General features: G+C 37.1%; 15 protein-coding genes. 13 read left to right on the top strand and 2 right to left on the bottom strand.

All coding sequences use genetic code 11. The features are described 5' to 3' along the window. Positions 1-73 precede the first annotated feature (73 nt). Positions 74-1,267, top strand: a complete 1,194-nt coding sequence (locus OZX56_RS04570; protein WP_277139067.1) for a CCA tRNA nucleotidyltransferase — start codon at positions 74-76, stop codon at positions 1,265-1,267. Between the two features lie 5 nt (positions 1,268-1,272). On the opposite strand, the gene OZX56_RS04565 is transcribed toward OZX56_RS04570, so the two are convergent. Continuing rightward, positions 1,273-1,938, bottom strand: coding sequence for a hemolysin III family protein (locus OZX56_RS04565; RefSeq protein WP_277139066.1), 666 nt, complete (start codon positions 1,936-1,938; stop codon positions 1,273-1,275). A gap of 119 nt (positions 1,939-2,057) precedes the next feature. On the opposite strand from OZX56_RS04565, the gene OZX56_RS04560 reads away from it, so the two are divergent. From OZX56_RS04560 to OZX56_RS04510, 11 genes are all read left to right on the top strand, one after another. After that, the gene (locus tag OZX56_RS04560) at positions 2,058-2,912 is read left to right on the top strand and encodes a DegV family protein (protein WP_277126972.1); all 855 of its coding nucleotides are present in this window, start codon (positions 2,058-2,060) and stop codon (positions 2,910-2,912) included. Between the two features lie 6 nt (positions 2,913-2,918). After that, entirely contained in the window at positions 2,919-3,149 is a 231-nt protein-coding gene (locus OZX56_RS04555) for a YozE family protein (RefSeq protein ID WP_277126416.1), read from the top strand. A 46-nt stretch (positions 3,150-3,195) separates the two neighbouring features. Then, positions 3,196-4,035: a ribosome biogenesis GTPase YlqF gene (gene ylqF, locus OZX56_RS04550; protein ID WP_277126417.1), complete on the top strand. Its 840-nt coding sequence runs from the start codon at positions 3,196-3,198 to the stop codon at positions 4,033-4,035. Further along, on the top strand, positions 4,032-4,793 hold the full coding sequence (locus OZX56_RS04545; protein WP_277139065.1) for a ribonuclease HII: 762 nt from the start codon (positions 4,032-4,034) through the stop codon (positions 4,791-4,793). The genes ylqF and OZX56_RS04545 overlap by 4 nt, the downstream gene beginning before the upstream one ends. 46 nt (positions 4,794-4,839) lie before the next feature. Continuing rightward, positions 4,840-5,676, top strand: a complete 837-nt coding sequence (dprA, locus tag OZX56_RS04540; protein ID WP_277126419.1) for a DNA-processing protein DprA — start codon at positions 4,840-4,842, stop codon at positions 5,674-5,676. Between the two features lie 79 nt (positions 5,677-5,755). Further along, positions 5,756-7,861 carry a type I DNA topoisomerase gene (gene topA / locus OZX56_RS04535; protein WP_277139064.1) on the top strand — a complete coding sequence of 702 codons (2,106 nt, stop codon included), beginning with the start codon at positions 5,756-5,758 and terminating at the stop codon, positions 7,859-7,861. Between the two features lie 89 nt (positions 7,862-7,950). After that, positions 7,951-9,276: a methylenetetrahydrofolate--tRNA-(uracil(54)-C(5))-methyltransferase (FADH(2)-oxidizing) TrmFO gene (gene trmFO, locus OZX56_RS04530; protein WP_277139063.1), complete on the top strand. Its 1,326-nt coding sequence runs from the start codon at positions 7,951-7,953 to the stop codon at positions 9,274-9,276. Beyond that, positions 9,269-10,195 carry a site-specific tyrosine recombinase/integron integrase gene (gene xerA, locus OZX56_RS04525; RefSeq protein ID WP_277139062.1) on the top strand — a complete coding sequence of 309 codons (927 nt, stop codon included), beginning with the start codon at positions 9,269-9,271 and terminating at the stop codon, positions 10,193-10,195. The genes trmFO and xerA overlap by 8 nt, the downstream gene beginning before the upstream one ends. After that, entirely contained in the window at positions 10,195-10,719 is a 525-nt protein-coding gene (hslV, locus tag OZX56_RS04520) for an HslU--HslV peptidase proteolytic subunit (RefSeq protein ID WP_277126423.1), read from the top strand. The genes xerA and hslV overlap by 1 nt, the downstream gene beginning before the upstream one ends. Before the next feature lie 19 nt (positions 10,720-10,738). Further along, positions 10,739-12,148: an ATP-dependent protease ATPase subunit HslU gene (gene hslU, locus OZX56_RS04515; RefSeq protein ID WP_277126424.1), complete on the top strand. Its 1,410-nt coding sequence runs from the start codon at positions 10,739-10,741 to the stop codon at positions 12,146-12,148. 21 nt (positions 12,149-12,169) lie between these two features. Continuing rightward, entirely contained in the window at positions 12,170-13,054 is an 885-nt protein-coding gene (locus tag OZX56_RS04510; RefSeq protein WP_277126425.1) for an aldose 1-epimerase family protein, read from the top strand. Positions 13,055-13,169: 115 nt separating this feature from the next. Here OZX56_RS04510 and plsY read toward each other — a convergent pair whose 3' ends face one another. Next, positions 13,170-13,802: a glycerol-3-phosphate 1-O-acyltransferase PlsY gene (gene plsY / locus OZX56_RS04505; protein WP_277126427.1), complete on the bottom strand. Its 633-nt coding sequence runs from the start codon at positions 13,800-13,802 to the stop codon at positions 13,170-13,172. Positions 13,803-13,897: 95 nt separating this feature from the next. On the opposite strand from plsY, the gene parE reads away from it, so the two are divergent. Beyond that, positions 13,898-15,853: a DNA topoisomerase IV subunit B gene (gene parE, locus OZX56_RS04500; protein ID WP_277126428.1), complete on the top strand. Its 1,956-nt coding sequence runs from the start codon at positions 13,898-13,900 to the stop codon at positions 15,851-15,853.

Here is a 15,853-nt window from a genome sequence, read left to right as displayed (position 1 = left end):
AGCAAAAATTTTGCTACAAAACCATAAAGCTACTTAATTAAAAATAAATATAATCAATGGGTTGATTAATTAAATGATGAAAATAGATAATTTACCAGAAATTTTTACGGTAGCAGTACCGGTACTAGAAAAACTGGAACAAGCTGGGTTCGAAGCCTATTTTGTCGGCGGATCTGTGCGTGACTTACTTTTAAAACGTCAGATCCATGACATTGATATTGCTACCAGTGCTTATCCTGAAGAGGTCAAGGAGCTTTTTTCTAGATCAATTGATACTGGTATCAAACATGGCACAGTAACTGTTTTATATCATGGGCAAAGCTATGAAATAACCACTTTTAGGACAGAATCAGGTTATCAAGATTATCGACGACCTGATCATGTTACTTTTGTGCAAAATCTAAGTGAAGATCTTAAGCGACGTGATTTTACCATTAATGCTTTAGCAATGAATAGACATGGCGAAGTTATTGATTTATTTGATGGCTTGGGTGATTTGCATAAGTGTCTGATTAAAGCAGTTGGTAATCCTGAACAAAGATTTAATGAAGATGCATTGCGGATGATGCGAGCAGTGCGGTTTATGAGTCAACTGAAGTTTCAACTTGAACCACAGACTGAGCAGGCGATTGCTGATCATCATCAACTTTTAAGTCAAATTTCGATTGAGCGTATTCGGGATGAATTTGTTAAGTTGGGGACAGGTAAGTCTTCTGCAGAAGCCTTTCGAATTTTTTTAGATACAAATCTAAGCGAAGAAGTGCCTGGATTTGCTGGACACAAAGAGTTATTGAAAATTTATTCAAGTTTGGAATTTAATCCTAGCAATGAACAGAGTTTTTGGGCAATAATAATTATTTTGCTTAAGTTGCAGGATGACCAAATTAAGCAGTTTATGCGTGCTTGGAAAAATTCTAATGCCATGACAGCTATGGTCGAACAAATTGTAGCGTTATTTGATATAATTTCGCAACGGCCACCAACTGATTTTGAATTATTTGAAGCAGGTCAGGACATTTTATTTAGCACTATCGACGTAGCACGTATTCTCGGACAACCAATTAATTCTGAGATTCTAGTCGATCGCTATTTAGCTTTACCAATCAAAACTTCAGCTGAACTAGCTGTTGATGGCCTTTTTTTAATTAAAACAGGAATCGAGCCGGGACCTAGATTAGGACAACTATTAACTGAGATCAAAAAAATGGTAGTTGCTGGAAAACTAGAAAATAGTGAAGAAGCTGTAAAAGAATATTTAGCTGGTTAACTGAATTAAACAAAGAATAAAATTGAGAAATACATTAAGCTTGAACCTAGCATAACGAATAGATGCCAGATGACGTGAATGTAGGGAATTCCTCTCATGGTATATAAGATAGCGCCAAAAGTGTAGGCAATTCCGCCACTAACTAATAGCCAAAAGCCAACTAAGCCAAGGCGAACGTAAAGATATGGACCTGAAAGGATAATTAACCAGCCCATTGCGATATACAAAATAGTATCTAAAATGGTGTGTTTACCGCGATTAAAGATATAATAAATAATTCCAAAAATCGTAAGTAACCAGATCAAGCAGAATAATACTTGACCCCAAATTCCGCCGATAGCAACTAAAGAGTACGGAGTATAAGTACCAGCAATTAATAAAAAAATTGATGAATGGTCAAAAATTTGGAAAACATTGCGTGCTCTAGTAAAAATTAGACTGTGAAATAGTGTCGAGAAGAGATACAGTAAGACCAAACATACTCCATAAATAGTAAAAGTTACTATCCGAAGGATACTGCCACTTGCTGCGGCTTTAATGATTAAAAAGATTAAGCCAGCAATTGCTAAAAGACAACCAATGCCATGAGTAATTGCACTAAAAATATTGTCTAGCAGGTAGTAGTATTTTGACTGAGTTTGTGGTTCTTGCCAAATTTTCCGTAAATTCATCCTAAAAGATCCAATCAATTTCTTATTTTTAAGTTTTTTTTGCTATAATGACCTATATAATTTATATTTTAGCATAAAGTTATTGCAATTTAGAATTGAGGGCGAACACGTTGTCAGAGATGATAAAAATCATGACCGATTCTTCCGTGCAGTTGACACCGGAGGAAATAAAAAAATTTAATATTACAGTGGTGCCTTTATCGGTAACGATTGATAATGAGACCTATTTAGATGGAGTTGAAATTACTAGGCAGGAATTTGTTCAGAAGATGAAAACTGCTAATGAACTACCGAAAACTAGTCAGCCATCGATTGGTCGATTAGTAGACACAATTAATGAACTTACTGCTGACGGTAGTCAAGTGATTGGAATCTTTTTAGCTAAAGCTTTAAGTGGAACAATTGACGCTGCTAAGCAAGCAGTAGCTCTTTGTGAGAAAAAGGAATTGGTCCATTTAGTTGATTCACAATTAACGGATCGAATGGAAGGATTCCAAGTTTTAGCTGCGGCAAAAGATGCTGCTGCTGGCAAATCTGTAGCTCAAATTTTGACACATCTACAAAAGATGCAGAAAACCCAACGTTTACAGATGATGATTGTTAATTTAGAAAACATAGTCAAAGGTGGTAGGTTGGGCCCACTTGCTGGTAAAGTTGCTGGGATGCTAAATATTAGAATTGAATTGCAAATGCCCGATGGACAGCTTAAAGTGGCTAAAAAAGGACGAGGCAAGAAGTTTTCGTTAAATTTCAATAATCGAATTTTAGCAGATATTGCCGCAAATAAAGAAAAAATCAAAGAAGTAGGTATTTCCTATGTAGCGGATGGTGGTGCTCCTGAAGAACTAAAAAAATTCGCACAAAAGATTAGAGAAATCAATCAAAATATTGATGTTTTATTGCGCGAAACGAGTCCAATTATTGCTACACATGCTGGAATGGGTGCCTATGCAATTTTATATTATACGGAGTAAATAAATTTGGCTTATCGAGAAAGTTTTTATCGGTTTTTGATGACACAACGGGATGCGGATTCTAATGATGAAATTGCACAATTTGCAAATAATGCCCAAAATGATCAGACTTTTCCTAAGCAGGAACAAGATTATGATAAGCTGTCCAATTATTTAGAGTTAAATGCTGGTTACTTATCCAGTATGAGTATTTTTGACCGAGCTTATCAAAATTATCAAGATAAAATGGCATATTAGGAGTAGCTCTTTTTAGGGCTTTTTTAGTGTTAAAGAAGGCAAAAAAATGGCAACAATTCAGTGGTATCCAGGACATATGAATAAAGCGCGCAATCAGCTCGAGGAAAAACTTGGGTTAATTGATGTGTTAGTTGAGGTGCTGGATGCTCGTATTCCGCAATCGTCTAGAAATCCAATGATTGAACAATTAGTCGCAGACAAGCCGCATTTGATTATTTTAAATAAAGCTGATTTGGCCGATCCGATTATGACCAAAAAATGGCAGAAAAAATTAGCTGGTAAGGACAAACTGGTTATGGCAGTGGATTCTCTGCATAATACTAATGTACAGGCAATTGTACACATGATAAAAAAGCTAGCTGCTAAAAAAGTTCAAAAGTTAGAAGCTCGTGGTGCGTCGAATCCAGTAATTAGAATTGCTTTGGTTGGTGTACCGAATTGTGGTAAATCAACTATTATCAATCGTTTGGTTGGACATAATGTAGCAGCTGTTGGTAATAAACCAGGTGTAACTAAAGGCCAATCATGGTTGAAGACTAATACTAATATTCAGATCTTAGATACTCCCGGGATTCTTTGGCCAAAATTTGACGATCAAGATGTTGGGTACAAATTAGCTATTTTTGGAGCAATTAAAGATAGTATTTTTCATGCAGATGATGTGGCACTGTTCCTAGTTCAACTTTTGCGAAAGTACTATTTTAACGATTTAGTTAAGTTTGCTCGTTCATCCACTGAAGTAGTTAAAAATATCAATGATACTGACTTGCTTTTAGCAATGACAGAAATGTATGGAATGCGCGATGATTATGAACGTTTTTCTCTATATTTACTTCAAAGACTGCGTAAGGGCAAAGCAGGTAGAATCACCCTTGACCGCCTATGACTATAAATGAAATTAAGCAGTTGTTAATGACTGAGCAAGTTAGTAAGACTGAGTTACAAACATTAGCTGATGATCCAAGAAGCGGTGTTCAAAAGTTACTAGTGAGTTACTATCGTCGCCAAGAAAAATTGCAACAAAAAAAGGCCGCTTTTTTAAGTAGGTTTCGGTATGAAAAAACTTTTTGGGCCAAAGGCCAAGTAGTTGCTGGTGTAGACGAAGTTGGTCGTGGTCCCTTGGCTGGCCCAGTGGTGACTGCGGCAGTGGTAATTGACGCTGATTTTGATTTAATTGAAGTTAATGATTCCAAAAAATTAAGTGCTAGCAAGCGCCTGGAGCTTTATCCTAAAATCTTACAAACAGCAGTGAGCGTTGCTATCGGAGTAAAACGTGCCCAGGTAATTGATGAAGTTAATATTTATGAAGCAGACAGATTAGCTATGGCACAAGCAGTTACTAATCTTGATCGTCAACCTGATGGCTTGTTAGTTGATGCAATGAATGTTCCAGTTGCTATACCTCAAGTCGAACTCATTAAGGGTGATGCAAAGTCAAACTCGATTGCTGCAGCGTCGATTGTAGCGAAGGTTTTCCGCGATAAGTTAATGGCGGATTATGCCAAAATTTATCCTGAATATGATTTTGACCATAATGCAGGGTATGGCACTAGTAAACATTTGGCTGCGCTTAAAAAGTATGGACCTACTCCAATTCACCGCAAAACTTTTGCCCCTGTAAGTGATTTTTTTGTTGAAGATTAAAATCGAATCCCTTCTTTTTACGTAATTGTAAATAGGAGGTTTTTTTATGAAAACAACAAATTTCCTTTTGCGTTTAAAATTACAAAAGGGCATTGGCTATGTTAAGATGTTACAAATCGCCAGTCAATTAGGCGAAGATGAAGTCAATGTTCCAATGATTGAGAAGATGGATTTGCCTAGCAGTTTAAAAGCGGCAGCAATTAGCGCATATCGAGATTTAAAGGCAGATGACACAATTAAGCGAATTAAGCAGCAATGTCAGGTAATCAGTTTTTTTGATGATAGCTATCCCGAAAAATTACGTCAGATTTATCAGCCGCCTTTAATCTTATTTGCACAAGGAAATGTGGCTTTGTTAAAAGCTGAAACTTTTACTGTTGTCGGAGCTAGGTTAGCAACTAACTATAGCCAATCGGTTTTAGATAGTTTAATTCCACAATTAGTTAAGCAAAATATTGTAATTGCTAGTGGTCTAGCAAAAGGGGTTGATGTAATGGCACATCAGGCAACACTTAAAAGTCATGGTCAGACAATTGCGGTTGTTGGTAATGGGCTTAATCACTTCTATCCTCAGGAAAATCAAAGAGTTCAAAAACGAATTGCTCATGAAGGATTAATCTTAAGTGAATATCTGCCTGATACACCACCCCGTCCATTTCGTTTTCCAGAACGTAATCGGATTCTGGCGGGATTGGCTAAGGGCGTAATTGTTACTGAAGCTAAAGCTAAGTCAGGTTCATTAATTACTGCCAATCTAGCTTTACAGGAAAATCGCGATGTTTATGCTGTTCCTGGTCCTATCACTAGTGAATTGTCAGTTGGACCTAACAAGTTGATCGAGGTGGGCGCCACGCCAATCACTGATTTTGGAATACAATTGTAGAAAGATTTGACAAGTGGCTGTAAAATATTCTATTCTCAATCTAGTGTTTTTAAAATAGTATTTAATGAGGAGGCTTTTGATGCCTACAAAATCAAAGCCAAAAAAGAATAAAAAAATTTTGGTGATTGTTGAGTCACCTGCTAAAGCCAAGACAATTGAAAAATATTTAGGTCGTAATTATCGAGTAATTGCTTCAAAGGGTCACATTCGTGATTTACCTAAATCGCAAATGGGAATAGATTTTGATAACAATTATCAACCGAAATATATTTCAATCCGAGGTAAAGGTGATACGATCAAAGAATTAAAAGCTGAAGCAAAAAAAGCTAAAGAAGTTTATTTGGCTTCTGACCCCGATCGTGAAGGTGAAGCCATTGCTTGGCATGTTGCTCATGCTTTGAATCTTGATGATACTGCTAAAAATAGAGTGACTTTCAATGAAGTTACTAAAGATGCAGTTAAGAATAGCTTTAAGCATCCCCGAGCAATCGATATGGATACGGTTGATGCTCAACAAGCACGCCGAATTTTAGATAGAATTGTTGGTTATTCTTTATCACCTATTTTGTGGGATAAAGTTAAAAAAGGCCTAAGTGCTGGTCGGGTACAATCGGTTGCTTTAAAGCTGGTTATTGATCGCGAAAAAGAAATTAAAGACTTTAAACCTCAAGAATATTGGACGATAGAAGCGGAATTTAAAAAAGGTCGTAAACAATTCAAGTCACAGTTTTGGGGAGTTGATGGCAAGAAGCAAGAACTACCTAACAATGATGCTGTCCAAGCTGTATTAGCCAAAATAACTAAAGATCAATATTTTGAGGTTAGCCAAGTAGTTAAAAGTGAGCGCCGCCGGCAACCAGCAGCACCTTTTACTACCTCGACTTTGCAACAAGAAGCAAATAAACGGTTGAACTATCGGACTCGTAGGACAATGAGCATTGCTCAACAGCTATATGAAGGAATTAGTTTAGGTAAACAAGGAACTGTCGGACTTATTACCTATATGAGAACTGACTCTAAACGGACTTCACCTGTTGCACAGGCGGAAGCATCCAAGTTTTTAAATGAGAAATATGGTCAGGAATACGCTGCTAAGGGTCAGAGACACTTTAAAAATAAGCAAGACGCTCAAGATGCCCATGAAGCTATCAGACCTACTAGTGTTTATCGAACTCCTGAGTCTCTTAAATCTGTATTGACTACTGAACAATACCGGCTTTATAAGTTGATTTGGTCACGTTTTTTAGCTAGTGAAATGACTCCAGCTGTTTATGATACTGTTAGAGCAGATATTCAACAAAATGGAGTTATCTTTAGAACAACTGGTTCACAGATGAAGTTTCCTGGATTTACTAAGGTCTATGATAATCAGCAAGAAAAAAATGTTGAGCTGCCTGATTTAACTGAAGGTGATTTAGTTAAGTTAGACAAGTCAGATAATAAGCAACATTTCACTTTACCACCAGCCCGTTATACTGAGGCTAGCTTAGTTCGCTCGTTGGAAGAAAATGGGGTTGGCCGACCATCAACTTATGCACCAACTATTGATACTATCCAGCGTCGATACTATGTTAAGCTCGAAGGCAAGGCAATTGTTCCTACGGAATTAGGAGAAATAGTTGATGATTTAATCGAAAAGTTCTTCCCAGATATTGTTAGTGTTGACTTTACTGCCCAACTAGAAAATGATCTTGATAGTGTGGAAGCAGGTAAGAAAAATTGGGTTAAAGTAATTGATGATTATTATCATCCATTTAAAAAAGAACTAGATCGGGCAGATGCTGATATTAAAAAAGTCCAAATTAAAGACGAGCCCGCAGGATTCAATTGTGATATCTGTGGCGCGCCAATGGTGATTAAAATGGGCCGTTATGGCAAATTCTATGCCTGTTCACGTTTTCCCGATTGTAGAAATACTAAGGCAATTGTTAAAAAGGTTGGCGTTACTTGTCCTAAATGTGGCAAGGGGGATGTCGTTGAAAAGAAGTCTAAACGGAATCGGAAATTTTATGGTTGTTCCCGTTATCCAGAATGTGACTTTGTCTCTTGGGATAAGCCGATTAATAGAGTGTGCCCTAATGATGGTCACTTTTTAATTGAGAAAAAGACCAAAAAAGGCTTAATCGTTCAATGTCCTAATGGTGATTATAAAGAAGAACCTAAGGACGAAGCCATGGCAAAATAAAATTAAATTTATGTTAATATCATCAAATCTTCACGGTTTGGTGATATTCTTATCTTTAAAAATAATTTTATAGTAAAGGAATAATTTTTATGCCTAAAAGTGTAACAGTAATTGGCGGTGGACTAGCCGGAAGTGAGGCCACTTGGCAGCTAGGCAAACGTGGAATTAAAGTTGACCTATATGAAATGCGACCAAATAAGATGACCCCTGCTCATAAAACGGGAAATCTGGCAGAGTTGGTTTGCACTAACTCTATGCGTTCAAACCAACTTTCCAATGCAGTTGGCTTGCTAAAAGAAGAAATGCGCCAGCTTGATTCACTAATTTTGACAGCAGCTGATGCAACTCAAGTACCAGCTGGAGGTGCTTTGGCAGTGGATCGTGATAAGTTTAGTGCATATGTAACTGAAAAGTTGCATTCATTACCAAGCGTAACTTTTCATGATGAAGAAATCACGCAAATACCGCCAACAGGTATTACTATTATCGCAACTGGCCCACTTACTAGTGATAGTTTAGCAGAGCAAATTCAGCAATTTTCCGGGACTACCAGTTTACATTTCTTTGATGCGGCTGCCCCAATTGTAGCAGCTGACTCGATTAATACTGAGATTGTCTACAAAAAGTCGCGATATGATCGAGGAGAGGCTGCATACCTTAATTGTCCGATGACTAAAGCTGAGTATGAAGCTTTTACACGAGAATTAATAAATGCTGAAACAGCACAAATGCATGGCTTTGAAAAAGCAGATGTTTTTGAAGGTTGTATGCCAATCGAAGTTATGGCGGCACGTGGGTCTAAGACCATGTTGTTTGGTCCTTTAAAACCAGTTGGTTTGGAAAATCCTCACACAGGTGAAATTCCATATGCGGTGGTGCAACTACGACAAGATGACGCAGCTGCATCAATGTACAATATTGTTGGTTTTCAGACCCATCTTAGATATCCAGAACAAAAACGAGTATTTTCGATGATTCCTGGATTAGAGCATGCTCGATTTGTTCGCTATGGTAAAATGCATCGTAATACTTATATGGCTTCTCCTGATGTGCTAACTGCAAGTTATGAAGCAAAGAAACGACCAGGATTATTTTTTGCTGGTCAAATGACGGGAGTAGAGGGTTATGTTGAAAGTGCAGGAAGTGGTTTAGTCGCTGGTATTAATGCCGCTAGACTCATACAAAATGAACTAACAGTTGCTTTTCCTAAAGATACAGCTCTGGGTTCAATGGCTAATTATGTTACAACAACTAGTAGCAAGCATTTTCAGCCAATGAATGCAAGTTTTGCCCTAATTCCAGGACTTGAGGGTAAAAAAATCCGTAATAAACGTGAGCGCCATGAAAAGATTAGTGAACGAGCACTAGCAAGTTTAGCGCAGTTCAATGAAGCAGTCTTAACCCAAAATGAATAATGCTCTAGATAAAGGATTATCCAGTTTTGTTAGTTACTTGCAAAATGAGCGGCATTACAGCCCCAGGACTATTGAGTCTTACCAAGCTGATTTGCTTGAGGCAAAGTCATTTTTGCAGACTAATGGCGGTTTTACAACCTGGGAGTCCATTACTGAACGGGATGTTGAGCTTTTTTTACAAAATCTCGCAGAGCAACAGGTAACGCAAACTACTCAGGCACGCAAGTTATCAAGTCTAAAGTCGTTTTATCGATTTTTAACTAGGCGCAAACTGATTAAGGTTAATCCTACTCAAGGACTAACCATTCATACTAAGCAGAAAAAATTACCACAATTTTTCTATGCTCCTGAACTTAAACAAGTATTCGCTACACTAAGTGGTAGTGATCCTCTTACTATGCGTAACCTAGCGATGTTTGAATTGTTTTATACAACTGGCATGCGGGTAAGTGAGGTTAGTGAATTAAAATTAGCTCAAATTGATTTGGAATTAAATTTAGTTTTGGTTCATGGTAAAGGAAATAAAGATCGTTATACCGCTTTTGATGAAGCAACTAAGCAAGCATTGACCAATTATTTACACTATGCGCGTTCTAAGTTATTACATCAGTTTCAAGACTGTGACTACGTTTTTTTAAATAATCGAGGTAAGCAATTAACGACACGTGGAATTGAATATATTATGCAAAAAGTGTTTAATAAAGCAGGGGTTAGTGGAAAAGTTCATCCCCATGAATTGCGGCACTCGTTTGCAACCGCAATGCTAAATAATGGGGCTGATTTGCGTAGTGTACAGGAATTGCTAGGGCATAGTAATCTTTCAACTACCCAGATCTATACCCATGTAACTACTCAAAATTTACAAACTAATTATGAGCGATTTTTTACTCGTAATAATAAGAAAGATGAGGCAAAGTAATGACAACTATTTGTTCAGTAAAATTTAATGGCCATACTGCAATAGCAGGTGATGGACAGGTTACCTTAGGCGAAAAAGTAATTGCTAAGGCGACTGCTAAAAAAATTAGAAGGATTTATCATGACCGAGTAGTAATCGGGTTTGCTGGCGGAGTTGCTGATGCAGTTAGCTTGCAAGACATGTTAGAAGATAAGTTAGAAGCATTTAGTGGAGATCTGCGTAGAGCTGCCGTTGAAATGGCACAGGCTTGGCGTAAAGATGCGACTTTACAAAAATTAGATGCTATGCTGATTGCTTTTAATGAGCAAGATTTATTATTGATCTCAGGAAATGGCGAAGTGCTTGAACCTGATGAAAATGTAGTGGCAATTGGTTCCGGAGGTAATTTTGCTCAAGCAGCTGCGATTGCTTTAACTAGACATGCAGGTGAAATGAGTGCGAGTGAAATTGCTCATGAAGCAGTTGAAATTGCTTCTGGAATTGATATCTTTACAGATGATCAAATTAAGACGGATGAACTATAAGTATTAGGAGAAAAAGTCTATGGATAACAAAACGCCTAAACAAATTGTTAGTTTGTTAAACGAATATATTATCGGACAAGATGAAGCTAAAAAGGCAGTGGCAGTAGCTTTGTATAATCGATATCGGCGAATGCAACTATCGCCTAAGATGCAAGAGGATATAACTCCTAAAAATATGCTAATGGCAGGGCCAACTGGTGTTGGTAAAACAGAAATTGCCCGCCGTTTAGCAGCGATTGTGGATGCACCATTTGTAAAAGTAGAAGCAACCAAGTTCACTGAGGTTGGCTATGTCGGCCGTGATGTTGAATCAATGGTACGTGACTTGGTTAATGAAGCAGTAAGAATGGAGGAAAAGGATCAATTCGACCATGTACGCACTCAAGCAACCAAAGAAGCTAACAAAATTTTAGTTCGGTTATTAGTTCCTGGAATTAAACACGAAAAACATCAAAATCAAATGCAAGAAATGCAAAATATGATGTCTGCACTAATGGGTGGCAATCAAGAAGATGAACATCAGCAAACAGATAATCAGGAAGAAGTAACTGATGAGATTCGTAATGAGCGTTTAACGGTAGCTGAACAGTTGGATAAAGGCTTATTAGAAGAGCGCGAAGTCACTATTGAGGTCGAACAAACACCTAAAGTTAATCCAATGGGTGATATGATGGGCCAAATGGGAATTGACATGGGATCAATGCTAAGCAGCTTGACACCAAAGAAGAAAGTAAAGCGAACTCTTAGCGTACGCGATGCTCGTGAAGTCTTAATTCAAGAAGAGTCCCGTAAGCTAATTGATTATGATACTCTTTACCAAAAAGCGATTGAGCGTACAACTAACAATGGGATAATTTTTATTGATGAAATTGATAAAGTTACCTCAGGTAATAAGAAGAACTCTGGTGAGGTCTCACGAGAGGGTGTTCAACGTGACATTTTGCCAATTGTTGAAGGCTCTACTGTACAAACCAAGTATGGTCCAGTTAGTACTGATCATATTCTCTTCATTGCTGCTGGAGCTTTTGCCGAGACTAAGCCAAGTGATTTAATTCCAGAATTACAAGGTCGTTTCCCAATTAGAGTTGAACTTAATGCGTTGACTAAAGATGACTTTGTAAGAATTCTTAAAGATCCAGCAAATTCACTTTTACAACAATACATTGCTCTATTAAAGGCAGACGGAATCAAATTGATTTTTACCCAAGAAGCAATTGATAAGATTGCTCAAATTGCATATGATGTCAATCAAGGAACTGATAATATTGGTGCTAGACGTTTAGCAACTATTTTAGAAAAGTTACTTGAAGATGTCTTATATGAAGGTCCTGATATGACGATGGGTGAAATTACTATTACCGAGTCTTATGTTGATGACAAACTCAATGACATTATCATGAACAAAGACTTGGCCAAGTTTATTCTTTAGTGTAAAGGCGATGAATTAAACATGGATTACACTATTCAAAATAGTATTTTACAAGTTACTATTTCTGATCATGGGGCTGAAATACAAAGTGTAAAAAGTAAGCATAGCGGTTACGAATATATTTGGCAGGCTAACCCTGAAGTTTGGGGTCGACATGCTCCAATTCTTTTTCCAATTGTTGGTAAGCTAAAAGATAATCAGTATACTTATCAGGGTAAGACTTATCATCTCAACCAGCATGGCTTTGCTCGTGATTCTCAATTTGTAGTTGAGCAACAAACTGCTGAAAGCATCACTTTTTTATTAAAAGAGAATGCTGCAACTCTTAAAGTTTATCCATTTAAGTTTGAATTGCGAGTTAATTATAATTTACTCAATAATCTGCTAGAAGAGAATTTTAGTGTAACTAATAATTCTACTGATGAAGAAATGATTTTTGGGATTGGGGGACACCCTGGATTTAATTTACCAACCGATGATTCATTAAACAAACAGGATTATTATTTTAGCAGCCAACCATCTGTTTCTAGAGTGCAGATACCGCTTGCTGGAGCATATTTAGATTGGCCTAGGCGGTCACTGGCGCCAACGGATAGTTTGATTACTTTAAGCGATCATCTATTTAAAAATGATGCTCTTATTTTTGAATTAAAAGGCCACGACAACAAGTTTACATTAAGAACAGAAACTAGTAATTTTCATGTTAATGTTTGGTTAAGGGATGCTCCATTTGTAGGAGTTTGGTCTCAATATCCTCAAACAGCTGATTTTGTCTGCATTGAGCCTTGGTGGGGAATTGCGGATAGAGCTGATACTGATGGTGAATTAACAACTAAATATGGAATGAATCACCTTGAACCTAACGGTAACTTTACCGCGGGTTTCAGCATGGCATTTCATGATTAAGATTAAATAAAAAGAGACACTTTGAGTGTCTCTTTTGTTTTTTCAAAAAGTCTTGCGAACTATCGTTCGAATAGAGTATAATATTTGTTAGCTGGGAACAAATGTTTTGTTAGCACTATTTATTGTGGCGTCTCCGATACCAATAATAGAGGCCAAATGGAATAATATTTTCTTCATGATTTCGTAAACGACTAATGTTGTCTTTATGCCGAGTAAACAAAACAATCATAATAATTCCTACGACTATTTCAAGAAAAATGTCATGGAAGAAAAATGTTACGATGAAGATCAAAATTACCGCAATTAAGCTAGATAAACTAACGTAAGAAGTAATAAATACTAACGGTAAAAAGATTAGTGCACATACACCGAAAAATTGTAAATTGTACCCTAAGAAAACTCCAGCACTAGTTGCCACTGCTTTACCTCCTTTAAACTTAAGAAAGACTGAGCAGGTATGTCCTAGAATAGCTAAGCCCCCACAAACTAGAAGTAGATATTTAGGAGCTTTTAGGTGCAATATTCTTGGTAAACTAGTAGCAAGTGTGCCTTTTAAAACATCAATAATTAGGACAACGCTACCAGCTAGTGGTCCAAAAACGCGAAAAGAGTTTGTGGTACCAATGTTGCCAGAACCGTATTGACGAATATCTTCGTGAAAAAATATTTTCCCAATTATGACTCCTGTCGGGAAGGACCCAATTAAGTATGCTAGAATAAATACCAGTATTAATTTCAAATTTATCATTTATATCCTACTCTCTAAGTGTCTAAAGCTATTTTAGCAAAAAAAGATTAAGTTGGGGTAATTAAAATAAATGATTTACCACTGGAGGAGTTTATTTGGTTAAAGCAAATAAAAAAACAAATTTTTATGACGATTCGTCAATTCAAATTTTACATGGCTTAGAAGCTGTACGTAAAAGACCTGGAATGTATATCGGATCAACAGATATTCATGGCTTAAATCAATTGGTTTATGAAATTGTCGATAATTCAGTTGATGAGGCCATGGCTGGATTTGGGCAAGAAATTGATGTAACAATCCATCAGGATAATAGTGTGACTGTTCGTGACTTTGGTCGCGGAATGCCAACTGGAATGCATAAATCTGGTAAACCAACAATTGAAGTCATTTTAACAGTCCTGCATGCTGGAGGTAAATTTACTGAGCAAAATTATAAAACCTCAGGTGGTTTACATGGAGTTGGCTCGTCTGTAGTTAATGCCTTATCCAGCTATTTAAAAGTACGAGTAGTTCGCTCTGGTAAAGCTTATGAGGAAGAATTTGCAAATGGCGGGCAGCCAATCGGTACCCTAAAGAGTTTAGGTAAAACTAAAGATAAATCAGGAACCACAATTACTTTTAAGCCTGATGAAACTATCTTTTCAACAATCAAATTTAATTATGAGACGATTAAAGAGCGTATTCGCGAATCAGCTTTTTTATTAAAGGGGGTTCACTTTGTTTTAACTGATGAACGTGAGCCTAATCATCATGATGAATTTAAGTATGATGATGGAATCAAATCATTTGTTGCCTACTTAAATGAAGGCAAAGACACTTTGAGTGATATTTTCTATTTTACGGGTAAACAAGATGAAATAGAAATTGAATTCAGTGGTCAATATAGCGATAGTTATTCAGAAAGCCTCGTTTCTTTTGTTAACAATGTGCGTACATCTGATGGTGGTACTCATGAGATTGGCGCCCGCAGTGGTTTTACTAAGGCTTTTAATGATTATGCTAAAAAACAAGGTTTGCTTAGTAAAAAGGATAAAAATATCGATGGTTCTGATTATCGCGAAGGTTTAAGTGCAGTCTTATCGGTAAAGATTCCTGAAGAACTGCTAGAGTTTGAAGGTCAAACTAAAGGTAAACTTGGAACTCCACAAGCAAGGTCAATTGTTGATGCAGTAGTTTACGAAAAAATGTCCTATTACTTAATGGAAAATGGTGAACTTGCACAGGAATTAGTTAAAAAAGCTCAACGCGCTCGCGATGCTCGTGAAGCCGCTAAGAAAGCCCGCAATGAAAGTCGTAATGGCAAAAAGCGTCGTAAAAAAGAGGTTTTATCTGGGAAGTTAACACCTGCACAATCGCGCAATCCTAAGAAGAATGAACTATTCTTAGTTGAAGGAGATTCAGCTGGTGGATCTGCAAAACAGGGACGAGACCGAAAATTTCAAGCAATTTTACCGTTACGTGGCAAAGTCTTAAATACTCAAAAGGCGAAATTACAAGATATTTTTAAAAACGAAGAAATCAACACCATGATTTATACAATTGGTGCAGGTGTTGGCACTGAATTTAAAGCTGAAGATTCCAATTATGACAAGGTCATTATCATGACTGATGCCGATGATGATGGAGCGCATATTCAAATTCTGTTATTAACTTTCTTTTATCGTTATATGCGACCAATGATTGAAGAGGGCAAAGTTTATATTGCCTTACCACCACTTTATCGTTTACAAAAAGGGCACGGAAAAAAAGCTCAAGTTAAGTATTCTTGGACTGATGAAGATCTAGCTAAGGATGAGCGTGAAATGGGACGCGGATATGCCTTGCAACGTTTCAAAGGTCTAGGTGAAATGAATGCTGAACAGTTATGGCAGACAACTATGAATCCTGAATCAAGAATGTTAATTCGGGTGAAAATTGATGATGCTGCACTGGCCGAGAGACGCGTTACTACTTTAATGGGCGACAAAGCCACAGCAAGAAGAAAATGGATTGAAGAAAATGTTAAGTTCACGATGGGCGAAAATGCTTCAATTTTGGAAGAAAATGAATAA

This window comes from Lactobacillus sp. ESL0684 (assembly GCF_029392675.1).
In the GTDB taxonomy this organism is placed as follows: domain Bacteria; phylum Bacillota; class Bacilli; order Lactobacillales; family Lactobacillaceae; genus Lactobacillus.
The sequence above is the reverse complement of the archived record's forward strand: the minus strand, read 5'-3'. Positions and strand labels throughout refer to the sequence as shown.